General features: G+C 66.0%; 26 protein-coding genes. 12 read left to right on the forward strand and 14 right to left on the reverse strand.

Annotated features, from left to right (window positions below; genetic code table 11):
* Positions 1-17 precede the first annotated feature (17 nt).
* Together ACFTR6_RS13215 and ACFTR6_RS13220 are read right to left on the reverse strand one after the other, a co-directional pair.
* Entirely contained in the window at positions 18-371 is a 354-nt protein-coding gene (locus ACFTR6_RS13215; RefSeq protein WP_377958250.1) for a J domain-containing protein, read from the reverse strand.
* Between the two features lie 107 nt (positions 372-478).
* Positions 479-901 carry an Hsp20/alpha crystallin family protein gene (locus tag ACFTR6_RS13220; RefSeq protein ID WP_076803718.1) on the reverse strand — a complete coding sequence of 141 codons (423 nt, stop codon included), beginning with the start codon at positions 899-901 and terminating at the stop codon, positions 479-481.
* A 120-nt stretch (positions 902-1,021) separates the two neighbouring features.
* Between ACFTR6_RS13220 and ACFTR6_RS13225 the strand changes: the two genes are divergently transcribed.
* On the forward strand, positions 1,022-1,408 hold the full coding sequence (locus tag ACFTR6_RS13225; RefSeq protein ID WP_377958251.1) for a MerR family transcriptional regulator: 387 nt from the start codon (positions 1,022-1,024) through the stop codon (positions 1,406-1,408).
* A gap of 3 nt (positions 1,409-1,411) precedes the next feature.
* On the opposite strand, the gene ACFTR6_RS13230 is transcribed toward ACFTR6_RS13225, so the two are convergent.
* Entirely contained in the window at positions 1,412-1,717 is a 306-nt protein-coding gene (locus ACFTR6_RS13230) for an MmcQ/YjbR family DNA-binding protein (protein WP_377958252.1), read from the reverse strand.
* 2 nt (positions 1,718-1,719) lie between these two features.
* Positions 1,720-2,421 (reverse strand): phosphatase PAP2 family protein, encoded by a 702-nt coding sequence (locus ACFTR6_RS13235; protein WP_083706462.1) that lies wholly within the window; start codon positions 2,419-2,421, stop codon positions 1,720-1,722.
* Between the two features lie 224 nt (positions 2,422-2,645).
* Here ACFTR6_RS13235 and ACFTR6_RS13240 point away from each other — a divergent pair, with 224 nt between their 5' ends.
* Together ACFTR6_RS13240 and ACFTR6_RS13245 are read left to right on the forward strand one after the other, a co-directional pair.
* Positions 2,646-2,900: a hypothetical protein gene (locus ACFTR6_RS13240; protein WP_076800321.1), complete on the forward strand. Its 255-nt coding sequence runs from the start codon at positions 2,646-2,648 to the stop codon at positions 2,898-2,900.
* A gap of 102 nt (positions 2,901-3,002) precedes the next feature.
* Complete coding sequence (locus ACFTR6_RS13245; protein WP_076800319.1) at positions 3,003-3,200, forward strand: hypothetical protein; 198 nt, start codon at positions 3,003-3,005, stop codon at positions 3,198-3,200.
* A 166-nt stretch (positions 3,201-3,366) separates the two neighbouring features.
* Here the strand turns inward: ACFTR6_RS13245 and ACFTR6_RS13250 are convergent, their stop codons facing one another.
* On the reverse strand, positions 3,367-4,239 hold the full coding sequence (locus tag ACFTR6_RS13250) for an NAD(P)-dependent oxidoreductase (protein ID WP_076800317.1): 873 nt from the start codon (positions 4,237-4,239) through the stop codon (positions 3,367-3,369).
* 289 nt (positions 4,240-4,528) lie between these two features.
* On the opposite strand from ACFTR6_RS13250, the gene ACFTR6_RS13255 reads away from it, so the two are divergent.
* Entirely contained in the window at positions 4,529-5,272 is a 744-nt protein-coding gene (locus ACFTR6_RS13255) for a GAF and ANTAR domain-containing protein (RefSeq protein ID WP_076800315.1), read from the forward strand.
* Positions 5,273-5,279: 7 nt separating this feature from the next.
* On the opposite strand, the gene ACFTR6_RS13260 is transcribed toward ACFTR6_RS13255, so the two are convergent.
* Positions 5,280-5,801 carry an Hsp20/alpha crystallin family protein gene (locus ACFTR6_RS13260; RefSeq protein ID WP_076800313.1) on the reverse strand — a complete coding sequence of 174 codons (522 nt, stop codon included), beginning with the start codon at positions 5,799-5,801 and terminating at the stop codon, positions 5,280-5,282.
* Positions 5,802-6,206: 405 nt separating this feature from the next.
* On the opposite strand from ACFTR6_RS13260, the gene ACFTR6_RS13265 reads away from it, so the two are divergent.
* The gene (locus ACFTR6_RS13265) at positions 6,207-6,665 is read left to right on the forward strand and encodes a hypothetical protein (protein ID WP_377958253.1); all 459 of its coding nucleotides are present in this window, start codon (positions 6,207-6,209) and stop codon (positions 6,663-6,665) included.
* A 31-nt stretch (positions 6,666-6,696) separates the two neighbouring features.
* Here the strand turns inward: ACFTR6_RS13265 and ACFTR6_RS13270 are convergent, their stop codons facing one another.
* Positions 6,697-7,311 (reverse strand): TetR/AcrR family transcriptional regulator, encoded by a 615-nt coding sequence (locus ACFTR6_RS13270; protein WP_076800307.1) that lies wholly within the window; start codon positions 7,309-7,311, stop codon positions 6,697-6,699.
* A 140-nt stretch (positions 7,312-7,451) separates the two neighbouring features.
* On the opposite strand from ACFTR6_RS13270, the gene ACFTR6_RS13275 reads away from it, so the two are divergent.
* The 3 genes from ACFTR6_RS13275 to ACFTR6_RS13285 all read left to right on the forward strand — a co-directional run bounded on the left by ACFTR6_RS13275 (position 7,452) and on the right by ACFTR6_RS13285 (position 9,085).
* Positions 7,452-7,688 carry a hypothetical protein gene (locus tag ACFTR6_RS13275; protein WP_076800305.1) on the forward strand — a complete coding sequence of 79 codons (237 nt, stop codon included), beginning with the start codon at positions 7,452-7,454 and terminating at the stop codon, positions 7,686-7,688.
* Between the two features lie 191 nt (positions 7,689-7,879).
* Positions 7,880-8,353: a sensor histidine kinase gene (locus ACFTR6_RS13280; protein ID WP_377958254.1), complete on the forward strand. Its 474-nt coding sequence runs from the start codon at positions 7,880-7,882 to the stop codon at positions 8,351-8,353.
* 66 nt (positions 8,354-8,419) lie between these two features.
* Complete coding sequence (locus tag ACFTR6_RS13285; protein ID WP_377958255.1) at positions 8,420-9,085, forward strand: nucleoside/nucleotide kinase family protein; 666 nt, start codon at positions 8,420-8,422, stop codon at positions 9,083-9,085.
* Here the strand turns inward: ACFTR6_RS13285 and ACFTR6_RS13290 are convergent, their stop codons facing one another.
* Both ACFTR6_RS13290 and ACFTR6_RS13295 read right to left on the reverse strand, forming a co-directional pair.
* Positions 9,086-9,331, reverse strand: coding sequence for a hypothetical protein (locus ACFTR6_RS13290; protein ID WP_377958256.1), 246 nt, complete (start codon positions 9,329-9,331; stop codon positions 9,086-9,088).
* A gap of 83 nt (positions 9,332-9,414) precedes the next feature.
* On the reverse strand, positions 9,415-10,461 hold the full coding sequence (locus ACFTR6_RS13295; RefSeq protein ID WP_076800299.1) for an LLM class flavin-dependent oxidoreductase: 1,047 nt from the start codon (positions 10,459-10,461) through the stop codon (positions 9,415-9,417).
* A 142-nt stretch (positions 10,462-10,603) separates the two neighbouring features.
* On the opposite strand from ACFTR6_RS13295, the gene ACFTR6_RS13300 reads away from it, so the two are divergent.
* Positions 10,604-11,440, forward strand: a complete 837-nt coding sequence (locus ACFTR6_RS13300; protein ID WP_377958257.1) for an alpha/beta fold hydrolase — start codon at positions 10,604-10,606, stop codon at positions 11,438-11,440.
* 321 nt (positions 11,441-11,761) lie between these two features.
* Positions 11,762-12,292, forward strand: coding sequence for a hypothetical protein (locus tag ACFTR6_RS13305; RefSeq protein WP_140416437.1), 531 nt, complete (start codon positions 11,762-11,764; stop codon positions 12,290-12,292).
* Between the two features lie 115 nt (positions 12,293-12,407).
* On the opposite strand, the gene ACFTR6_RS13310 is transcribed toward ACFTR6_RS13305, so the two are convergent.
* From ACFTR6_RS13310 to ACFTR6_RS13330, 5 genes are all read right to left on the reverse strand, one after another.
* Entirely contained in the window at positions 12,408-14,504 is a 2,097-nt protein-coding gene (locus ACFTR6_RS13310; protein ID WP_377958258.1) for an Ig-like domain-containing protein, read from the reverse strand.
* Between the two features lie 192 nt (positions 14,505-14,696).
* A complete protein-coding gene (locus ACFTR6_RS13315; RefSeq protein WP_076800292.1) occupies positions 14,697-15,095 on the reverse strand; it encodes a cupin domain-containing protein in 399 nt (132 codons plus the stop codon).
* Positions 15,096-15,305: 210 nt separating this feature from the next.
* Positions 15,306-16,553, reverse strand: coding sequence for a globin domain-containing protein (locus tag ACFTR6_RS13320; RefSeq protein ID WP_377958259.1), 1,248 nt, complete (start codon positions 16,551-16,553; stop codon positions 15,306-15,308).
* Between the two features lie 111 nt (positions 16,554-16,664).
* Positions 16,665-17,396 (reverse strand): glutamine amidotransferase, encoded by a 732-nt coding sequence (locus ACFTR6_RS13325; protein ID WP_377958260.1) that lies wholly within the window; start codon positions 17,394-17,396, stop codon positions 16,665-16,667.
* A gap of 4 nt (positions 17,397-17,400) precedes the next feature.
* Positions 17,401-18,102, reverse strand: a complete 702-nt coding sequence (locus ACFTR6_RS13330; protein ID WP_377958261.1) for a FadR/GntR family transcriptional regulator — start codon at positions 18,100-18,102, stop codon at positions 17,401-17,403.
* Positions 18,103-18,230: 128 nt separating this feature from the next.
* Between ACFTR6_RS13330 and ACFTR6_RS13335 the strand changes: the two genes are divergently transcribed.
* Positions 18,231-19,631, forward strand: a complete 1,401-nt coding sequence (locus ACFTR6_RS13335; protein WP_076800285.1) for an SLC13 family permease — start codon at positions 18,231-18,233, stop codon at positions 19,629-19,631.
* 52 nt (positions 19,632-19,683) lie between these two features.
* Positions 19,684-20,955, forward strand: a complete 1,272-nt coding sequence (locus ACFTR6_RS13340) for a CaiB/BaiF CoA transferase family protein (protein ID WP_377958262.1) — start codon at positions 19,684-19,686, stop codon at positions 20,953-20,955.
* The last annotated feature ends 2 nt before the right edge of the window (positions 20,956-20,957 follow it).

A 20,957-nucleotide genomic window follows, 5' to 3' on the forward strand; every position in this document is an offset into this window, starting at 1 on the left:
TGGCATACGGATCGGGTTCAGGCCCACGGCCCGCTCTCCCACCGGACTGGTGTGACGCGCAGCGGCGGCTCCCGGTGGCGGACCACGTGGACGGGAATGTCCTGTGCTTTGCTGGCGGATGGTTGGGCGCCGGCAGGTTCACGTGCAGCGGCGGCAAGGACCTCCCGGTCGTAGGCCGCACGGCGTTTCGGGTCCCGGAGCACGGCGAAGGCCTGCATGACGAGCTGCAGTTCGGCCGGCACCCCTTCACCGCTGGCAACATCCGGATGGTGGCGGCGCATTTGGGTGCGGTAGGCGCGGGCGATTTCCTGCTGCGACGCCGCCTTCGGAATCTGCAGCACCGCATAGTAGTCCGGTGAGGGGCTGGTCATGACTGAAGCCTGGCAGTTGGAAGGAATTTTTGTTGACGGGCGCGGCTGGGCGGCCTGGCGGAATCCGGCTGGAAACCGCAGGCCGCCCCTGCCTGCACGGCGGCCGGCTACGTTTCGATCTGGTGCAGCTGGCCCTTGCTTTCGATCTCGATCTTCCGTGGCTTTGCCTGCTCGGCAACCGGAATCCGTAGCGTCAGGACGCCAAGGTCGTAGCTGGCCTTGATGTTGTCTGCGTCCAGGGTGTCACCGAGAATGAGCTGGCGGCTGAAGACGCCGCGCGGCCGCTCGGACACCACCAGTTCGACGTTGGGCTGGGTGGCGTCACGGCGTTCGGCCCGGACAGTCAGGACGTTCCTTTCAACGTTCAGATCCACGGCGTCCGGTGAAACTCCGGGCAGGTCAAAGGCCACCACAAACTCCCCGTCTTCCTGCCACGCGTCCATCGGCATGGCTGCCGGACGGGCTGCTGTTCCGAAGACCTGCTGTGTGAGCCGGTCCAGCTCACGGAACGGGTCAGTACGGATTAGCATCATTTCCCACTCCCTTCAGCATGTAGGTTGGCTATCCACCGTGTTTATCTATGGTGGTGGATATAGATTTTTTATAGCACCAGTGCCAAACTGGTGCAAGAGGAAAATCAGGAAATCTGGATGGGGAACCATATGGGCAACCGGGACAGCGCCGGGCGCGGGCTTTACGCGATTTCCGTGGTGGCGGAGCTGGTGGGAACGGGCCAGCAGAACATCCGGCTCTATGAGCGCCGCGGACTGCTGACCCCGGAAAGGACGGAGGGCGGCACGCGCCAGTACAGCGAAGCCGACCTGGCGGTCCTCCGGCGCATCGCCGAGCTCCTGGACGAGGGGCTCAACCTCGCTGGCGTGGCGAAGGTGCTCGAACTGGAAATGGACAATGCCCGGCTGCGGCGGCAGCTCAAGCGCGCCCGCGCCCGCGGGACTGAAGCCGGCACCGGCAGTGGAGCTGGCACCGACGACGGCGACCGGCCAGCAGGGCCTGCCAGCCAGGACAGCGAAGCCTGAGGGCTATAGCCGCCCGCCGGCCAGCAGGAAGGAATCTTCGAGCAGTTCGGCGAGCTGGCCGCCGTCGACCCTGGAAAGCCGGACCAGGACCAGCAGGGGTGACCGCTCATGGTGCGGCGTCCAGAAGTAGGTGTCCGGATCCGTTCCGGCGAGAGCCTCGCGCTCTGCTGTCTTGACCGTAAGCACGCCCGGTTCCCAGATCCGGGCCATCAGGGTCCTGGCGAACCAGGCCGGCTGGTTCCAGCTGGCGCGCTCGGTCACGCCCGGCAGGGCAAGGCACAACCTGCGGACATCGGCTTCAGTGGCCATGCCTAGTCCTGGGTGTCCGCCTTCGACAGCTCCCCCGTAACCTCTTCCCCGGGTATCCGGGCGGTGCGCCAGGTGTCCACTGCGATCACCGCGCCGAGGACCACCAGCGAGAGGGCAACGGATGCCACGGAGTCGCTCACCCAGTGGTAGCCGAGGTACAGCCGGCTGATCGCGGACAGGACGATGCCGATAATGGCGCAGGCAAAGGCTATGACCGCGGCCTTGGGCTTCCGGTGGCGGGAAAAGACCAGGAACGTGGTGACCAGCAGGAAGTCCGAGGCGCCCAGCACGTGACCGGACGGAAAAGAAAAAGTGTGGTCGGCACCGAACAGCATCTGGTCCACGGGAGGGCGTTCCCGCCCCACGGTCCTGCCGACTAGCTGGGCCAGCCCCACGCCTGTCAGCATTGCCGACGCCAGCAGAATGGGCCGCCAGGCATGCTTGGCCAGGATGCCCCACGCCACCGTGACCACAAGGACGATGATGGGCAGCGCCACGGGGCCGAAGATGACGGCGAGGACAATCATGACGACGGTCAGGACCTCCGAGCGCGTGGTCAGGAGCCAGCGCTGCGCCGCATCGTCGGCGCTGGCCAGGCCGTCACGTTCCAGGACGCCGGACAGCGTCACAAAGAATACGGCGGCCCCCACCACAGCGAGCACGATCGCCGTCACGTAGAGCGCTTTTCTCGCGCCGGGTTCCATGTAGCGTTCTTCCACCACGAACTTGTCGTGGAAAACCCGCCACCGTCCCTGTTTGCTCACTGATTCATCTGCCACCTGAAAGACCGCCTGTGCGCTGAGGGAAAGTGTCTAGAACTGAAGGTTATCCCTGTTCGGCGCCGGGCGGCAGGAACCCGGACCCCTTACGGATGTCCTCCCCCGCTGTTACGGTAAAACTTCCAGCCCACGAGGTCTCAGGAGACGACATGAGCACTGAAGGAACCGGCCAGGAAGACCAGAACAGCGGAACGTCACCGCAGACGCAGGGGGACGGCGTTCCGGATTCCGGCACCGGCGTCGCGGTGGGTGCGGGTGAGCCGAACACGTTCGAACCGGAGGAGGGCAGGAATGGCGCCCCAGGCGGCACGCAGACCGGCACACCCACCGATGACCAGATCGCCACGGCGGAGGAGACTCCGGACGTCGAGGAAACTCCCGTCGACACCACTGAGCCCAGTTAGGCGCAAAACCGATAGACCCGTTCCGGTAGCCCTGTCCTGAATGACGGACGCGGTGGATAATTGGTCACACATTCAAGTGGCAACGGGGCTACGGAGGCTGCCGTGAGGATCATCGGACTGCTTGTGGTCATCTGGCTCATCATCGGCGTTTTTGCCGCATTCCAGCGCGGCTACTTCGGCGGTTCCCCGGACTCCTGCACGGAGGCCGGAACCGTGGCGATCACCATCGCCGCCGGACCGCTGAACTACATGGGCGCCAACCCCAAGCTGACCTGCGAAGTGCCCCAGCCTTCCAAGTAGCAAAGGCCCTCCTGCCGCTTCGCCTAACGGCGCATTGCCTGATTCACGCGCGCGTCCAGCTCGTCCAGGACGGCGTCCAGGACAGCGCGAACGTACACTTGGGGCCCCTGGAAAGCGCTTCCCAAGGGCCACAAGTGTACGTTCGCGCTCAGCCCGGGCTCGGCGCTCAGTCCTCCGTGGGCGTCGTCCGGTTGGAGTGGTAGGTCCGCCAGCTGTGTTCGGGCGCGTAGCCGAGGAGACGCTTGGCCTTGTCGATGGACAGCAGGGTTTCGTGCTCGCCCAGTTCCTTCGTCACCTTCACCCGGGGGAACACCTCCGCTGCAAGGCTGGCACTGGAGCGGCTCATGACCGTGTCGTCGTTGGCGATGATGAAGGCCTCGAAGCCCGGCGTGCGGTATTCGAGGGCACGCGCCACAGCCTGAGCGCCGTCGCGGGCATCGATGTAGCCCCAGAGATTCCACTTTCGCAGCGCGGCGTCCGAGTCGAAGGACGGGAACTCCTCGTAGTCCTCCGGGTCCATGACATTGGAGAAGCGGAGGCCGGTGATGCTCAGCTCCTGGTCCCAGCGCGTCATCTGGATGGCCATCTGCTCCTCAAGATGCTTCACCAGCGAGTAGGTGCTCTCCGGGCGCGCGGGATATTCCTCATCCACCGGGATATAGGGAGGATCGACGTCGAACGGCAGTCCCAGCACCGTCTCACTGGAGGCGTACACGATTTTCTTGATGCCGGCCCTGCGGGCCGCCTGGAACACGTTGTACGTGGACAGCATATTGTTTTCGAACGTGGCGGCGTCCGGCACCAGGCCGGGAGCCGGGATGGCACCCAGATGGACGACGGCGTCGAAGCCCTGGTGCCGGTCGTCCAGGCCGAGGATGACATCCACCACCTGCCCGTAGTTGCGCAGATCCACGGCGGCAAAATGTGGGCTCCGGCTGCCTGTGCGGTCCAGATTGAGGACCGAGTGCCCGTCCGCCACCAGCCTGCGGACCACGTTCTGCCCGAGCTTTCCGCTGCCTCCCGTTACGGCAATTCTCATTGCGGCATTTCCTCCCGTTGGTTTGCCGGCCCTCGCCCGGGCGGCAGTGTTCCATTGGTCCTGGCTGCTTCCGCTGCCGGGCACCTTCCCTCAGCCTAGGGCCCGGGCCGCAACAGCGGTCATATTGCGTGCACGAACTGGTGTATATTTTCTCGGTACGGTTTAGCAGAAGGCCGTTGGATTGTTGTTCGATCCGGCACCTTGCTCGCTGCCATGCGCCCCCGCCACGGGGTACCTGCACCGCGCCCGCCGGTTCGTCTTGACCCTAGCGAAACGGTACCGAAAGATCGTGGCCAGCGAGTCGACCGCAAAACCTGAAGCCTCCATTACCGAGCACCTTAACGAGCTGGTGCTCACCAGCTCCGACGTGGGTGAATTCCTCCACGAGCTTGCCCGGATTTCTGCGCGCAGTCTCTCTGAACCCGGGGACGAGGTTCTCTGCGGCGTGACCCTGCTGCGGCACCGGAAGGCGGCCACCGTGGCCAGCAGCAGCCCTGAGGCACAGGCCATGGACGAGATTCAGTATGACTTCGGCGACGGGCCCTGCATGACGGCGTCGCGCGACCAGGTCACCATCCACATCACGGACCTCGAGAACCACGACCGCTGGCCCAGCTACGCCGAGAAGGTCCTGGGACAGGGCGTCCGTTCCATCCTCGCCATTCCGTTCGTCCTCGAGGGCGAGACCCGGGCCGCCCTGAACCTCTACTCGCACCGGCCGGGCCGCTTTGAAGGCCGCGTCCTGGAACTCGCCCAGGACTTCGTCAACCAGACTTCGATGGCACTGAGGCTTGCCGTGCGCTTCGCCCACTACAGCGACGCGGCGGCAAACCTCAAGGCCACACTGGAAACCCGGACCGTCATCGACGTCGCCGTCGGCGTGATCATGGCGCAGAACAGGTGCAGCCAGGAAGAAGCCTTCGACCTGCTCAAGGCAGCGTCGAGTACCCGCAACATCAAGCTGCACAGCGTGGCAACGTCAATCGTCGACTCCCTTGGCCAGGGCCCGGCAAAGACCCACTACGAGGGCTGACCGGCAGCTAGGGTCCGCCAAAGCTCTGGCCTTCGGAATCCTCCCCCATGGTCCGTGACGGCCCGCCGGTTCCCGCCGCGCCGGTTCCGGTGCCGCGGGTTTCGGCGCCGCCTGCTTCAGCACCGCGGGACACCCGGACTTTCCGGCCTCCGGCAGCAGGCTCCTCGGGCAGCGGAATGCGCACCTCAAGAACGCCGTCGTTGTACGACGCCCGGATGTCGTCCTGGTTCACGGCGGCGGGAAGGTTTACGGTCCGCGAAAACGAGCCGTAGCGGAACTCCGAGCGGTAACCTTCCTTCTCCCTGTGCTCCGTTTTTTCCTCACGCCGCACGGTGATCTGCAGCTGGCTGCCCGCCAGGGTGATGTCGACATCATTGTCTGGATCAATGCCCGCCGCTTCGGCCTTTACCACCAGGGAGCCGGCCTCGCGGTATTCCTCCACCCGGAGCCAGGCGTCCATGTCCCCCTCCAGGAAACGGCGGAACGGTTCGGGGATGTCCACCCCGGCACGCCTGAAAATGTTGGTCATCGCTGTTACCTCCTGTCAGCTTCCGGCCCCATTGCAGGATGCGAAGGACCGGTACGGGTCCCAACACCAACAAAGCTACGCCCTTGCCGAACGCTTGTTAAGGCGGCGTTGGAAGCCAACCGCGGGTGGCGGACAGCTCCGGCAAGGGCAAAGCCGGCCGCAGGATTCCTGAGAGTTTCCTTATGAAAAGCCGGGACCTTCCCGGGGAATTCCTCCCAAAACAGGCAGGAAGAGGCCGTTTCGCATCATGGGTCCCCCAGTTTCCACCCGGAACGTGCCCATCGAGGGGTCCACGCGCCGAGCTTTTCACAGGAGCACTGCCGCACATTGGCACCATGCAAAGAAGCATGCCTTCAGCCAAAGCCGTTTTCCCGGCGGAAAACGCGAACCGTCACGGAGGTCCCGATGGACGCTAATGTCCCCACCCCTGGTGAACCCGAATGGCTGAAGACTGCCACCGGCCCGGGATGCGCCCAGGATGAGGCGGAAGCATTGGAGATCTTCTGCAGCGACTCGCTGAGGTCGATCGACAGGACAGTGATGCGCGCCCAGGTCATCGAACTCATCCTGGACATCCTCGCCACCACCGATGTCCAGTCGGAATCCCGGCACCGGCTGCTGCAGCACCTGGCCTCACATCCGGGGTCGCCTGAGCAGGCACTGCTGTGCCATCTGAGCGAGAATGCCTGCCTCCCGCCGGCAACGGGCCCCGGCAACCTTCCGGCCAAGGATTACCTCCCGGCGGGCGGAGACTACTTCACGGCCGGACCCAGTGACGGCGCAAACGAAGGCGGGAACCCAAAGGACGGACCAAGGGCGAAGTGGGTGCCGGCTCCGCTGCGGAACCTGCTGCGGATTGATTAGCAAGGACGACGGCGGCGGGTCAGGAGCGCTGTCAGCTCCTGTGGTGCTCGATCAGCCAGCCGGCCATCTGCTGCGCCCGCTTGGAAGCGAGGAAGTCGCCTTCCGTCGCGGAAATGATGGAACCCTTCATCAGAATGTGCCAGGAGCGGGCGAATTCATCAGTGTGTTCCAGCCCCGCCTCCTCGGCAAGCGCCTGGATGTGGCCGCGGATTCTGGCGAGGTAGCCGATGCTGGCCTCACCCAGCGGATGCCCGGGGCCCATCTCGAGCAGGACGTTGATGAACGTGCATGCCTCGAAGTCGTCCCGCTGGAACCAGTCGCCAAAGACATCGAAGATGGCCAGCAGCCGCCCTTCGGGGGTGGTTCCCCTGCGCCTGGCCTCGGAGACGATCAGGTCCACGGTCCATACCTGGTCGCGCAGTGCGAGGAATGCCAGGACCAGCGCGTCCTTGGACGGGAAGTGGCGGTAAAACGTGGACTTGGCCACTCCAGAGCGCTCGATCAGCTCATTGATGCCGACGTCGCGGACCCCGCGGTGGGAAAAAAGCTCGTAGGCGGTGGCGAGGATCCGGTCCACTGGTTCACTATGGCCGGTCCGCACCTCTTCAGGCAGCAAGGCATCCCCGGTTGCATCAGGAGCACTCATCAGAAATTCAGTGTACCTTGGCACTGGCAGAGACAGACCTGTCTGTCTTATTGTTTTAGGAACATGACACTTCGTCTTGGGGCAGTTGCGGCTCCCGGGCGTTGGTGTCACTGCAATGGGGCAGAAACTGGAGGGCACAGATGGACGACGACATTCGCGCCGTGGAAGAGGCCGTGGCGACGCTGGAATCCGCAGCAGTAGAGCACGATCCCGCGGCGGAAACCCTGCAGCACGCAGTCGCGGCGGCAGTAACCCACGGCAAGCCGATCCGCGAGGTCGCAGCCGCAGCGCACATGACGGCGCTGGAAGTCCTCGACGCGGCCGACGCTGCGACATATCCCCAGCAGTCGTTGCAGCCCTGGATGCTCGCTCCGTAGCCGCCTGGCCCCGTGAGCCGCATAGCTCGTAGCCCCGTAGCCCCCGAACATATTGCGGAAACCTGAGTGGATCCAAGGGTAAACCTGCGGCAAGTTTGATGGGGCCGCGCCACCCTTAGAGCGTCAGCCCCTGGAGGAGCGATCCTTCCGGGGACAGTATGCACAAGGGACCGCAGGGAAGCGGGGGCGTCATGAACCAGTCAGCAACTCTCGAGGAAGTCGTCGAAATCGGCGGCGTCATCACCGACAGCCGGCCCGTGGACTTTCACCGGCTGGGGCTCGCCGGGTGCATCGACAGGCTCACAGTCCCGTTGCGGCGCCAAGGCACCTGCGTCCGCTGGGAGACGCCCCGCCACGGGGTGGAGATCTCGTCCGGTTGCGCCTCCCTGCTCTACCAGTCCGCGCAGGAGGCGCTGAGCAACACGTTCAAGCATGCGCACGCCACGGACGTCACGGTCCGGCTTGCCGCAGTCTTCCACGGGATCCGCCTCATGGTCGCCGATAACGGCGCCGGCTTCGAATCGGCTCTGCCCGCGGCAGGAGAAGTCACCGGCCACGGACTCAGGACGATTTCACAGGCTGTCGAGGAGGCAGGCGGGACCGTGGATATCACCTCGGCTCCGGGCACCGGCACGGCCGTCACCATCACCATTCCGCTGGACTGAGGTCCCCACGGCTGAATCCCGGCGCATCGGAGCACAGTCCGCGCCCCCTCGCCTAGGATGCTGTGCATGACCCTTCCGAACGTTGAGCCTCCGGCTGTCCGGGCCTTCGAGTCCGTGGAAATCCAGCAGGCAGTGGCCGGACTGCGCAGCAGGCTGACGTCAGGCCGGCGGTTTCTGCTGGGCGTTGCCGGTTCCCCCGGGTCCGGCAAGTCCACCTTCTCGGCCTGCTTGGCAGACGCCCTCGGCACGGACTCCGCCCTCGTTGTCCCCATGGACGGCTTCCACCTGGGCAACGCCATCATTGACGGCACTCCGCTGCGGCAGCGCAAGGGCGCGCCGGACACGTTCGACGTCGGCGGCTACCTCTCGCTCCTGCAGCGGCTTGCGCGGCGGGACGAGGATGTGGTGTATGCGCCGGACTTCCGGCGGACAATCGATGAGCCCGTTGCCGCATCGCTTGCCATCCCGGCCACTGTCCCCGTCATCATCACCGAGGGCAACTACCTGCTCAATGCGGATCCCCGGTGGCAGCAGGTGCGGGCACAGCTGGACGAGGTGTGGTTCGTCGACACGCCGCATGACGTGCGCCTTGCCCGCCTCGTGGAACGGCACATGTTCTACGGCATGGACCGGGCGGCGGCCGAGGCGTGGGCCAACGGGCCGGACGCAGCCAATGCCCGCCTGATCGAAGCCACGCGTTCCCGTGCCAGCAGGATTATCCCCTGGTTTTAGCTACCTGTCCTCGGCATCCCACATGCCGGATTCGTCCGCGGCTTCTTCCGGCTTGGGGCCGCCCTCCGGCGCTCCGCTGCCCACGTAGCTGGCGGGCACTGTCCCACCCGGCTGCGTCATCTGTTCCTCGCGGATGTTGTGCGCCGTCCCGGCCTCGGGCTGGGGCTGCTCCCGCTCGACGGCGTCCGGGTCGCCAGGGCCCCGAAGGTCGCTGGGCTCGTCCGCGTTGCGCTTGCTGTCAGTCATGCCACTGCCTTTCACTGGGAAATGCCGGTCACGTCCCAGTCTAGGCACAGAGAACGGAACCGCTGCGACTAGGACCGCCGCAGTCACGCCCGTTCCCGCACCTGCTGCGGCGTCCAGCCCAGGGCGGGGGCAACGTGCCGGGCGATGGTCCCCAGGAGTTTGGCGTTGTACTCAACACCGAGCTGGTTGGGGACCGTGAGCAGGAGTGTGTCCGCGGCCTGTACGGCAGTATCAGCGGCGAGCTCCGCGGCGATGACGTCCGGCTCACCGACGTAGCTCTTGCCGAAGCGGGCCAGGGTGCCGTCCAAGGCGCCAACCTGGTCCCGGCCCTCGCGGAGGGCGCTCAGACCGAAGTACTGCCGGTCCTCGTCGTCAGCCAGCGGCAGGACGCTGCGGCTGACCGAGACCCGCGGTTCACGGCCGTGGCCGGCCGCTGCCCATGCCGCACGGAACATGGCGATCTGTTCGGCCTGCAGTTCATGGAACGGCACCCCGGTATCTTCGGTCAGCAGGGTTGAGCTCATGAGGTTCATCCCCTGCTCGGCAGCCCAGACCGCCGTCTTCCGGGTGCCGGCTCCCCACCAGATCCGTTCGGGCAGCCCCTCCGAGCGGGGCTGGACAGGCAGCAGCCCGGTGGCCCCGCCGGCGTAGCGCGGATCCGCCTGCACCACGCCGGCGCCGGCGATAGCCCGCCGGAACTCCTCGGCGTGGCGGCGCGCCATGTCGGCATCCGTTTCGCCCTCCCGCGGCACATAGCCGAAGGCGGCGGCGCCGTTGCGGGCAGGCTCAGGTGAACCGCGGCTGATGCCAAGCTGGAGCCGGCCGCCGCTGATGAGATCCGTGGCCGCTGCCTCCTCGGCCATATACAGCGGATTCTCGTAGCGCATGTCGATGACCCCGGTGCCGAGTTCAATGCGGCTGGTGCGCGCCGCGGCAGCCGCGAGCAGCGGGAACGGCGCGGCCTGCTGGCGCGCGAAGTGGTGCACGCGGAAGAACGCGCCGTCGATGCCCAGTTCCTCCGCGGCCACGGCCAGTTCGATCCCCTGCAGCAGCGCGTCGCGGGCGGTCCGGGTGCGGGAACCCTGCACCGGGCCCCAGTGGCCGAAGGACAGGAAGCCAATTCGTTTCATGCCCTGCTCAACACCCCCGCAGCCGCTGCCATTCCTGCAGGCTACGCACTGTGACAGGCCGCGCGCTCCTCTCCGTGATGCCGATAGGTTGGTAGCACAGCTTGAGGACGTCCGTTCTCACGAGACCGAAGGGAATGCTGACATGGCTTTCATCACCGTTGGACAGGAAAACAGCACCGACATCGAGCTCTACTACGAAGACCACGGAACCGGACAGGCTGTTGTCCTCATCCACGGCTATCCCCTGGACGGATCCTCCTGGGAGAAGCAGACGGCCGCCCTGCTGGACGCCGGCTACCGCGTCATCACCTACGACCGCCGCGGCTTCGGCAAGTCCAGCAAGCCCACCGTCGGATACGACTACGACACGTTCGCCGCCGACCTCAACACGGTCCTGACCACCCTGGACCTCAACGACGCGGTGCTGGTGGGCTTCTCGATGGGAACCGGCGAAGTGGCGCGGTATCTCTCCACGTTCGGGTCTGCCCCCGTGGCCAAGGCCGCTTTCCTCGGTTCCCTGGAACCCTACCTGCTGCAGACCGACGACAACCCGACGGGCGTGCCGCAGTCCGTCTTTGACGGCCTGGCCGAGGCCGTCAAAGCGGACCGCTACGCCTTCTTCACGGAGTTCTTCAAGAACTTCTACAACAGCGACACCTTCCTGGGCACGCCGCGGCTCAGCGAGGAGTCCGTCCGGGCCAGCTGGAACCTCGCCGCGAGCTCAGGCGCCTTTGCCTCTGTGGCCGCCCAGCCCACGTGGATCACCGACTTCCGCTCCGACATTCCGAAGATCGATGTCCCGGCGCTGATCGTGCACGGCACGGCTGACAACATCCTGCCCATTGACGCCACTGGCCGCGAGTTCAGCAAGGCCCTCCCGGAGGCTGACTACGTGGAGATCGACGGCGCCCCGCACGGCCTGCTCTGGACCCACGGAGCAGAGGTCAACGAGGCCCTGCTGGCCTTCCTGCGCAAGTAAACCGGAAACGGGAGGACGGCCGGCGGCGGGACGGTCCCGCCGCCGGCCGCTCACATGCCCGCCACTGTCTGTGAAACCCCGACCGCTGCCTGTGAAACAACCGCCATTGGTTGACAGTTCCGGTAAATAAGGGTTGACACCCACTTCTGGGGGTAAAATTTGAACAACGGACCCGGGCAGTTGCCTTCAACGCGGTTCCGGATTCAGGGCCACCCGGCCAGTCCGGGTGGACGATCATAAAAGCGGGCAGAAGTGGTTGATAGGTCTCCACGCGTCACGTGATCGGCCAGCGATGCCCGAACACACCTCGCGGGAGAAACAATGACAACCACCATGCCATCACGGCAGCGGCGCCCTTTGGCAGCCCGACTCGCACTGGTATCAGCAGCATCCCTGAGCCTGATAGGCGGTTCCCTGGCGGTCGCCGGACCGGCGTCGGCTGCAGCCTACGACAATAAGCCGGACAAAAAGATCGAGTGCTGGGTCAAGGCCAAGACCGTAGATGAGAAAGTGAACTACGGCAAGTACACAAAGAAGTCCGTGGACGTAAAGTTCGAGTTCAAAGTCTGGTGCGACAAGAAGACCGATGTGAAGTTTGACCACTGGATCTTCCAGAAGAAGCACGGCAAGTGGGTCCTGATCAAGGACCGCCACGGCAAGATTGAGAACGTCAAGGACAAGGTCACCAAGCACACCAAGGCTGAGGTCAAGGACACCGGCCGCAAGGGTGGCGAGGAAAAGGTGTACCACGTCGTCAAGATCAGCTTCAAGGACAAGGACGGCAAGAAGTCCCACACCGTAACCAAGAAAGACAGCGCCGATGGGACGGTCGATTTCGGCCGCAAGTACTGACACGGCCAGGCGTTTCGGGCCGACCCTTCATCTAACTAACTGAAACAGAGGACGACGGCGGCACTTGGGTGCCGGCGTCGTCCTCTGTTTTGCTGTGCCCAGGTCTTCCGGTCACTCAGAGCGAGCCGGTAGTGAACGTCCAGCTGGCTGATTTCAGCGGGTTGCCCGCCAGGTCGCGGACCGCCGTGGCGCCTCCGGTCACGCTCACCGTGTAGCTGGTCCGCGCGGCCAGGTTGGCCGAGGGGTTCAGGATCCACTGGTTCGTGGTGCCGTAGCGGGAAACAGTGGCGGTCACGCTGGCGCCGGTGGCGGTGTTCTTCAGCCTGACCGTGGCGGTGCCGGCGCCTTGGATGGCCTCACTGAAAGTCACGGCAATGTTGTTGGCGCGCCGCACCAGCGTGGCGCCGGGACGCGGTGTCATGGCGGTGATGGCAGGGGCAGGACCGGTGGTGAACGTCCAGCTGGCGGTGGCCAGCGGGGTGCCTGCAGTGTCGCGGATGGCCGCGGCTCCGCCTGTCAGGGTGACCGTGTACTTGGCATCGTTGGCGAGGTTGGCCGCGGGGTCCAGGGTGGCGGTCCGGGTGGTGGCGCTGTAGGTGACGGCCGCCGGAACGAGGGTGCCGCCCGGGCCGCGCAGCACGAAGCTGCTGCCGTTGATGCCCTGCACCGCCGTGCTGAAGGTGGCCGTGACGTTGCTTCCGGCGGAAACGGCAGTGGCGTTCGCGCCGGGCGTGCGGGCGCTGACCGTCGGGGCCGCGGCCGTGGTGAAGGACCAGCTGCCCGTCACGAAGGGGGTGCCTGCGGCGTCACGGATGGCCGAGGCTCCGCCGGTCAGTGTGGCGGTGTACTTCTGGGATGCGGCCAGGAGGCCCTCAGGGTTCAGCGTTGCCTTACGCGTGGCGGCGTCGTAGCTGACCACAGCCGGGACGGTTGTTCCGGCGGCGTTCCGAAGGACAAAGGTGGAGTCGTCCACGCCCTGGACGGTGGTGCCGAAGGTGGCGGTGACGTTGGCTGCAACGGCGGCGCCGGAGGCATTCGCCGCCGGGCTGAGTGCCGTCACGGCCGGCGCGGCAAGGGCCGCCGCGGCAGGGTCGGCGTACAGCAGGCGGTTGGGCGTTCCCGCGGTGGCGGCGGAAACCTTGCCGGCGGTGGCGGCGGACAGCAGCGTCGACGCCACGTCCGCCGGCGGCAGCCCCGGCGAGCGGGACAGCATCACGGCTGCCGCGCCCGCCACATGCGGAGAGGCCATCGAGGTGCCGCTCATCAGGGCTGTCGCGGTGGTCGAGGCCGGGGAGGCGGACCTGATACTGACACCCGGAGCGTACAGGTCGACGCAGCTTCCGTAGTTGGAGAACGTGGCCTGTTTGTCCGTGGAGTCGCTGGCGGCAACGGTCAGCGCGCCGGCAAGGCGGGCCGGGGAACTGTTGCAGGCATCGGTGGCCGAGTTGCCGGCGGCAACCACTGCGGTGACGCCGTCGTTGATGATGCCCTGCACCGCGGCGTCCACCATGGCGCTGGCGGTGCTGCCGAGGCTCAGGTTGGCCACGGCCGGGGTTCCGGCCTGGTGGTGGGAGGCGACCCACTCCAGCCCGGCAATCACACCGGAGTTGTAGCCCGAGCCGCTGCAGTCCAGCACGCGGACGGGGATGACGGTGGCCGCCTTGGCCACGCCGTAGGTCTTTCCCGCGACAGTGCCGGCAACGTGGGTGCCGTGGCCGTTGCAGTCGCCGGTGCCCAGCCCGTCGGAAATTGCGGTCCATCCGGAGGCAACGCGGCCGCCAAACTCCGCGTGCGCAGACAGCACGCCGGAGTCAATCACGTAGGCGCTCACGCCGGCGCCGGAGGACGCCGAGGTGTAGGTCCCGGACAGTGGCAGCGACCGCTGGTCAATGCGGTCCAGCCCCCACGTTGCGGACTGCTGGGTATCGCTGGCCGTCACCCGGGCATCGGGTTCGACGGCGGCCACACCCGCCGAACGCTTCAGTTCCGCCGCCTGCGCCGGCGTTGCCGTCACCACGGCACCGCGGATGGCTTTGGCGAAGGTGCGTCCGACTGCGATGTTCTTCGAGCGCAGGCTCCGCACGGCCGAGGAAACATCGGTCCCGGTGGAATAGCGCACGATGTAGCGGGCAGGAGTTTCCTCCCGGGCATCTGGGGCGGCAATGCCCGGCGAGACTCCCGTGAAGACGGCGGTGCAGCCCGTCAGCAGCAACGAGGCCAGGGCAGGACGGAGAACAGACGAAGCGCGAATTTTGGGGTTCCTTCGGAGAGCTGAGGGCGGCGGGTGAATCCACTGGAAGGCTGATTCCAGTGTATTTTCCGCGGCCCTGCGCCCGGCCCGAACTGCACGGAAGCTTGGATGAAGCTTCGCCTGCTGCGGTAAAACCGGCTTAATCCTGCGCTTTCAGATCCGGGCGTGCAGCCCCCTGCTGACGGGACGCCCGAACGACGCCGCGCCAAGGAATTCCACAGCCACAAACGGTTCGGACCCCACCACCCATTCATCGTGCCCCGGCGGAATCGCGTAGGTGTCGTTGGCCCGGATGGAGGAGCGGCCACCCTCAGGCGTTTCCACCTCCATGACCCCGGACACGCAGAAGCCGAGGTGGCTGTGCTGGCAGAAGGGTGTTTGTTCCGTGGGCTTGGTGCACTCGGACCAGCGCCAGCCGGGGGCCAGGATCAGCCGGGCAACGGAGAAGTCGTTGACGCTGACCAGGTCCACCTCGGCTTTGTCCGGGCACCTCTTCTTGTCCGGTTCATCGAAGGATTTGACGGCGAGGGCGGTGATGAAATTGGCGGTCATGGACGGCACCTGCAGATTTGGTTGAGACCTAAAAATTGAAGGCGTGCGGACTGCCACCGGAGGCGTGACCGGGCAACAACCGCATGAACTGGTGCGGCATACCCCCTCGCCGCACGCGCACGCAACAGATCCAATGTTGACGTAGTACAACGTTAGACCTCTGCAGGCCGAAGTCAATGGACCAGAACGCAATGGACCGGGGCGGCCGGCCTACTGGTAGTCGGCCAGCCACAGGTCCGGACCGAAGACCTCGTACTGGATGTCCTTCGCCTGCACGCCGGCGGCAATGAGCGCCGTCCGGACGGACTGCATGAAGGCCACCGGACCGCACAGGTAGTACTCGGCGTCGTCCGGCAGGTCCACTGCCCGGACATCCATGAACCCCTTATGCACCGGACCCAGGTCACCATTTATTGGCCTCTGGGCAGTGTGCAATGGCCCCTGAGCACCGGCGTCTTCCTGGTTCAGGAACCACGTGGCCATGGATGCGTCGGGCAGCTTCGCGAGGTCCGCTGTCACCTGGTCCCGGAGCGCGAATGACGCCAGCGACTCGCCCGCGTGGAGGAACAGTACCTTCCGCTGCGATCCCGACTTGGCCAGGTGGGACAGCATGCCGGCCATCGGCGTAACGCCGATTCCCGCGCTGGCCAGGACGAGAGGCCGGTCCGTGTACTCCAGGACAACGTCGCCGAAGGGGGCGGACAGCGTAATGTCGTCCCCTACGTGCACGTTGTCGTGCAGGAAGTTAGACACTTCGCCATCCGGCGCGCCTTCCGCCCTCACCCGCTTGACCGCGAAGTGCCTGTGCTGCCCGTCGTCTGCCCGGGTCAGGCTGTACTGGCGGGGCTGGTGTACGCCGTCGGGCATCTTCATCTTGACCGTCACGTACTGGCCCGGAAGGGACGGCTTGACCTCGCGCTCATCGGTGCGCTCCACGACGAAGGTGATGACGTCGTCAGTCTCCCGGATCTTTTCGGCCACCCGCCATGTGCGCCAGACCGTATCGGGAGTGAGCCGCACCGCGTTGTAAAGCCCGCGCTCCTTGTTGATGAGCATGTTGGCCATGAGCCAGTACACCTCATCCCAGGCCGCGGCCACTTCCGGTGTGACGGCATCACCCAGGACGTCCACAATCGCCCACATCAGGTTGTCGTGGACTATGTCGTACTGGTCGGGGCTCAGCCCCAGCGACACATGCTTGTGGGCGATGCGGGACAGCAGATGGTCGGGAAGGTGGGTGGGATCGTTGACGAGGAAGCCTGCGAAAGCCGCGACTGATCCGGCGAGCGCCTGCTGCTGCTTCCCGTCCGCCTGGTTGCCGCGGTTGAACAGCCCGTCGAGCAATCCGGGGTGCTCCTGGAACATGTGCTGATAAAAACGGGTCGCAATCTCGTGGATGTGCTCGCCCACGACGGGCAGCGTTGCCTTAACCACCGGGAATGAAGAATCTGACAGCATGGCTATTTCTCCCTTGAAAGCCCAAGCCGGATTGTGGATTCCCCGACGCTAGCACCAAGCCTGGCTGGGATGACAGAGCCGCTCCAGGGCCCGGCGGGCAAGACGCCGGGGCTACCGGCCGTAGAGCTTCACGAAATTCCGCAGGATCTTCATCGGTTCGGTGGCGGTGAAGGTCCGGGCCTGCGCCATCAGTTCTTCAGCGGATTCCGGCGGGAAGTACCCCGCGTGGCGGTAGATGTCGATCCTGGTCACCAGGCCCTCGGCGTCGAGTTCCGGATGAAACTGGGTGGCGTACAGGTTCTGCTTGATCCGGAACATGTGGACCGGGCAGGCGGCGGAGCTCGCCAGCAGCACGGCGTTTGGCGGCAGCACCGTGCACCCTTCCTTGTGGCCCGTGAATGCCGTGAACTGTGCGGGAAGGCCGGCCAGCAGCGGATCCCGCAGGCCCTCGGGGCTGAGGCTGATGGTCACGCCGCCCAACTGCTCGCCGTACGTCCGGTCGATCACCGCGCCCTGGTGCAGGCCAAGGGTGCCGACGCCGTAGCAGGCGCCCAGGAGGGGGAAGTCCTCCGCCACGATCCGGTCCAGCAGCCCGGACAGTTCACGCTCCACGCGGTGCTGGGCTTCGCTCTTCTTTTCGGGCGGGTCGCTTGAGGTGAACGGGCTGCCGCCCACGATGACGCCGGAGTAGTCGTCCAAGTCCAGCTCCGGCAGTGGTTCGCGCTCCATCCGGATCCGCTTCAGCTGGTGCGGCTCCAGCCCGCCAAAGCGCAGGTACGCCTCGTATTCGTCCTCCGCGGCGACGTCCTCGGCCCGCGAGGCGAGCAGCAGAAACGGCTTCACGGGCTTACTTCAGCAGGGCGACGTCGGACACGAGGGTGATGTGGTCCAGCATCGCTGCCGCGGCTGCCTCCGAATCCTGGGCCCGGATGGCATCGGCGATCTTGCGGTGGGATGCCAGGGACTGTTCAGGCCGCCCGGGCTGCCCCAGCGACTCCAGGCGCGTTTCCAGGATCATCTCCGCAATGAAGGTCATGAGCTGGGCCAACACGCCGGAGTGCGCCGCGGCGGTGATGGCCTGGTGAAAGAGCTCATCGCCGTGTGCCCCCTTTGCGCCCGAGGCCACCTCTTCCGCCATGGCGTCCAGCGCCTTGTCAATCGCCTGCATGTCCTCGTCGGTGCGCCGCTCGGCGGCAAGCTCGGCCAGCTTCACTTCGAGGGTGCTGCGGGCCTCCACAATCTCGGGGAGGCGGCTCCGGTGCTCCCGCAGTCCCTTGAGTACGGAGGGAACGTTGGGGCGGTAGACGAGGACCGCGCCGGTCCCGTGCTGCACGTCGATGACGCCGAGGACCTCGAGTGCCACCAGCGCCTGGGCAAGCGTTGCCCGCGAGACGCCCAGCCGTTCGGCCAGGTCCCGCTCGGCGGGGAGGGTGTCGCCGGGGCCCAGCTGCGCGGACTCGATGAAGTCCATCAGCTGCTCCACGAGCTGCTCGTAGAGGCGCGGGCGGGCGACTCGGGAAATCTGTTGGGCTGCAGTCTTCCTTGGCATGCGCATCCTTCCGGCGTTCTGGGTCCAGCTTAGCGGAGGAGTATTGACAAAGTCACCTAGTGTCTAGGAGGCTAGGCCAGTGAGCCTGTAAGCCACATCACATCAACTCTCATCCCGGAGGAACAACGATGTCCGCTCCTGTCCTGTCCATCATCATCCTGGCGGTGATGTTCCTGCTGGCCACGGTGCTGCCTCTCAACATGGGCGCCCTGGCTTTCGTGGGTGCCTTCCTGCTCGGCTCGGTGGTCCTGGGGATGTCCACCAGCGACATCCTCGCCAACTTTCCCGGCGGTCTGTTCCTGACCATCGTCGGTGTCACGTATCTCTTCGCGATTGCCCAGAACAACGGAACCATCGACCTGCTGGTGCGCGGCGCAGTCCGGATGGTGGGCAGCAAGGTAGCGCTCATCCCCTGGGTCATGTTCGCCATCACGGCGGTCATCACCGCCGTCGGCGCCCTATCTCCGGCCGCCGTCGCAATCATCGCGCCGATCGCCCTGAGCTTTGCCGCGAAGCACAAGATCAACCCGCTGATGATGGGCATGATGGTGATCCACGGGGCGCAGGCCGGCGGCTTCTCCCCGATTGCCGTCTACGGCGTCACGGTCAACGGCATCATCGGCAAAACGGACCTCGAAGCCAGCCCCATGATGATCTTCCTCGCCAGCTTTGTCTTCAACCTCGCCATCGCCGTGGTGCTCTTCATCGTGCTGGGCGGCAGCAAACTGCTCTCCACCAAGACCGGCCGGCTCGTGGAGCAGGCTGCCGAGTCCAGAATGGCCGTCAGCGTCGGAGCCCGCGCCGCCGGCGTCACCCTGCAGGGCTCCGGTTCCGACATCTCCCCCTCCGGCGTCGCCCGCAAGGGAACCTCTGGCTGCTCCCCGGCCTCACCTGCCACCACGGACGGGGCGGAGGCCGGCGGTGCACGCGCCACCGTTCCGCAGCTGGTCACCATCGCCGGACTGATCGCCCTCGCCGTCATCTCGCTCGGCTTCAAGGTGGACGTTGGGTTCGTCTCCATCACCATCGCCATGGTCCTGGCCCTCGTCTCCCCCGCCGCCCAGAAGGGCGCGGTCAACAAGATCAGCTGGTCCACCGTCCTGCTCATCTGCGGCATGCTCACCTTCGTGGGCGTCCTCGAGGAAGCCGGCACCATCAAGTTCGTGTCCGACGGCGTCGCCCAGCTCGGGATGCCGCTGCTGGCGGCCTTGCTGATCTGCTACATCGGCGCCGTGGTCTCGGCCTTCGCCTCCTCCACCGCCATCCTGGCCGCCCTCATCCCGCTGGCCGTCCCGTTCCTGTCCACCGGCGAAATCGGTGCCGTCGGCGTCATCGCCGCCCTGGCCGTCGCCGCCACGATCGTGGACGTCTCGCCGTTCTCCACCAACGGTGCCCTGGTCCTCGCCAATGCTCCGGAGGACGTGGACAAGGACAAGTTCTACAAGCAGATCCTGGCCTACAGCGGCGTCGTCGTCATCGCCGGCCCCGCCATCGCCTGGCTGGTCATGGTCCTCCCCGGCTGGATGTAAGCCGGCCGGAAGAGCACCAGCAGCCCCGCAAGCAAGAGAAGGAACACCCAGCATGAACCATGAATCCACCTCCCAGTCGGAAAGCCTGCCCCAGCCCGAAGGTACGTCCCAGCCCCAAGGCCCCCTCGCCGGTTACCTCGTGGTGGACCTGAGCCGCGCCCTGGCCGGACCGCATGCCGGCATGATGCTCGCGGACCTCGGCGCACGGGTCATCAAGGTTGAGAACCCCGGCACCGGCGACGATACCCGCGGCTGGGGGCCGCCCTTCGTTGGCCCCGAGGACGATCCCCAGGCGACATACTTCCTCTCCTGCAACCGCAACAAGGAATCCATCGCCCTGGACCTGAAGAGCGACGACGGGCGGACGGTTCTGCGCGAACTGCTGGAACGGGCCGACGTCGTGATTGAAAACTTCCGGCCCGGCGTGCTGGACCGGCTGGGATTCTCGGCCGCGCAGATGCATGCGCTGAACCCGTCGCTGGTGGTCCTGTCCATCACCGGCTTCGGCCACGACGGCCCGGAATCGCGCCGCAGCGGCTACGACCAGATCCTGCAGGGCGAGGCCGGGCTGATGTCCCTGACCGGTTCCGGCCCCGACGATCCGCAGCGGGTGGGGGTGCCCATCGCGGACCTGCTCTCGGGCATGTACGGGGCGTTCGGCACGCTGGCTGCGCTGCTGCAGCGCGAACGGACGGGACAGGGCCAGATTGTGCGGACCTCGCTGCTCGCAGCGCTGATCGGTGTGCATGCTTTCCAGGGAACCCGCGCCACCGTCGCGGGCGAGGTGCCGAAAGCCCAGGGCAACCACCACCCGTCCATCGCGCCGTACGGGCTGTTCCACTGCCGACAGGGACGTGTACAGATCAGCGTGGGCAGCGAGAAACTGTGGCGGACGTTTGCTGCCGCGTTCGGCATTGCTGCGGACCGCCCGGAGTTCGCCACCAACGCCGAGCGCGTCCGCAACCGGGAAAAGGTCATCGACGAGGTGGAGCGCGTCTTCGCCGACTACGAGGCTGAGCCGCTGCTCGCCAAACTGAACGAGGCGGGCGTCCCGGCGGGCAAGGTCCGCACCCTGGACGAGGTTTACGCATGGGAACAGGTCCATTCGCAGGGGCTGGTGATCGACGTCGACCACAAGATCCTCGGGAACGTCACCCTTCCGGGGCCGCCGCTGCGCTTCTTCAGCGCCGCGGACACCGCCGAGACCACGCTCAAGGCACATACTGCTCCGCCGCTGCTGGACCAGGACGGCGAGCAGATCAGGCAGTGGCTCGGGCTTGTCCCGGCCAATGCCGCCGCCGGCTCTGCAGGGGAAGGCCGCTGACC

This window comes from Arthrobacter sp. NPDC057009 (genome assembly GCF_042673905.1).
GTDB lineage: Bacteria > Actinomycetota > Actinomycetes > Actinomycetales > Micrococcaceae > Arthrobacter.

What these genes read in the sequence shown, in the direction of transcription:
- ACFTR6_RS13215 (WP_377958250.1), bottom strand. Translation starts at nt 371, where the DNA reads ATGACCAGCCCCTCACCGGACTACTATGCGGTGCTGCAGATTCCGAAG.
- ACFTR6_RS13220 (WP_076803718.1), bottom strand. Translation starts at nt 901, where the DNA reads ATGCTAATCCGTACTGACCCGTTCCGTGAGCTGGACCGGCTCACACAG.
- ACFTR6_RS13225 (WP_377958251.1), top strand. Translation starts at nt 1,022, where the DNA reads ATGGGGAACCATATGGGCAACCGGGACAGCGCCGGGCGCGGGCTTTAC.
- ACFTR6_RS13230 (WP_377958252.1), bottom strand. Translation starts at nt 1,717, where the DNA reads ATGGCCACTGAAGCCGATGTCCGCAGGTTGTGCCTTGCCCTGCCGGGC.
- ACFTR6_RS13235 (WP_083706462.1), bottom strand. Translation starts at nt 2,421, where the DNA reads ATGGAACCCGGCGCGAGAAAAGCGCTCTACGTGACGGCGATCGTGCTC.
- ACFTR6_RS13240 (WP_076800321.1), top strand. Translation starts at nt 2,646, where the DNA reads ATGAGCACTGAAGGAACCGGCCAGGAAGACCAGAACAGCGGAACGTCA.
- ACFTR6_RS13250 (WP_076800317.1), bottom strand. Translation starts at nt 4,239, where the DNA reads ATGAGAATTGCCGTAACGGGAGGCAGCGGAAAGCTCGGGCAGAACGTG.
- ACFTR6_RS13260 (WP_076800313.1), bottom strand. Translation starts at nt 5,801, where the DNA reads ATGACCAACATTTTCAGGCGTGCCGGGGTGGACATCCCCGAACCGTTC.
- ACFTR6_RS13265 (WP_377958253.1), top strand. Translation starts at nt 6,207, where the DNA reads ATGGACGCTAATGTCCCCACCCCTGGTGAACCCGAATGGCTGAAGACT.
- ACFTR6_RS13270 (WP_076800307.1), bottom strand. Translation starts at nt 7,311, where the DNA reads ATGAGTGCTCCTGATGCAACCGGGGATGCCTTGCTGCCTGAAGAGGTG.
- ACFTR6_RS13275 (WP_076800305.1), top strand. Translation starts at nt 7,452, where the DNA reads ATGGACGACGACATTCGCGCCGTGGAAGAGGCCGTGGCGACGCTGGAA.
- ACFTR6_RS13280 (WP_377958254.1), top strand. Translation starts at nt 7,880, where the DNA reads ATGAACCAGTCAGCAACTCTCGAGGAAGTCGTCGAAATCGGCGGCGTC.
- ACFTR6_RS13285 (WP_377958255.1), top strand. Translation starts at nt 8,420, where the DNA reads ATGACCCTTCCGAACGTTGAGCCTCCGGCTGTCCGGGCCTTCGAGTCC.
- ACFTR6_RS13290 (WP_377958256.1), bottom strand. Translation starts at nt 9,331, where the DNA reads ATGACTGACAGCAAGCGCAACGCGGACGAGCCCAGCGACCTTCGGGGC.
- ACFTR6_RS13295 (WP_076800299.1), bottom strand. Translation starts at nt 10,461, where the DNA reads ATGAAACGAATTGGCTTCCTGTCCTTCGGCCACTGGGGCCCGGTGCAG.
- ACFTR6_RS13300 (WP_377958257.1), top strand. Translation starts at nt 10,604, where the DNA reads ATGGCTTTCATCACCGTTGGACAGGAAAACAGCACCGACATCGAGCTC.
- ACFTR6_RS13305 (WP_140416437.1), top strand. Translation starts at nt 11,762, where the DNA reads ATGACAACCACCATGCCATCACGGCAGCGGCGCCCTTTGGCAGCCCGA.
- ACFTR6_RS13315 (WP_076800292.1), bottom strand. Translation starts at nt 15,095, where the DNA reads ATGACCGCCAATTTCATCACCGCCCTCGCCGTCAAATCCTTCGATGAA.
- ACFTR6_RS13320 (WP_377958259.1), bottom strand. Translation starts at nt 16,553, where the DNA reads ATGCTGTCAGATTCTTCATTCCCGGTGGTTAAGGCAACGCTGCCCGTC.
- ACFTR6_RS13330 (WP_377958261.1), bottom strand. Translation starts at nt 18,102, where the DNA reads ATGCCAAGGAAGACTGCAGCCCAACAGATTTCCCGAGTCGCCCGCCCG.
- ACFTR6_RS13335 (WP_076800285.1), top strand. Translation starts at nt 18,231, where the DNA reads ATGTCCGCTCCTGTCCTGTCCATCATCATCCTGGCGGTGATGTTCCTG.
- ACFTR6_RS13340 (WP_377958262.1), top strand. Translation starts at nt 19,684, where the DNA reads ATGAACCATGAATCCACCTCCCAGTCGGAAAGCCTGCCCCAGCCCGAA.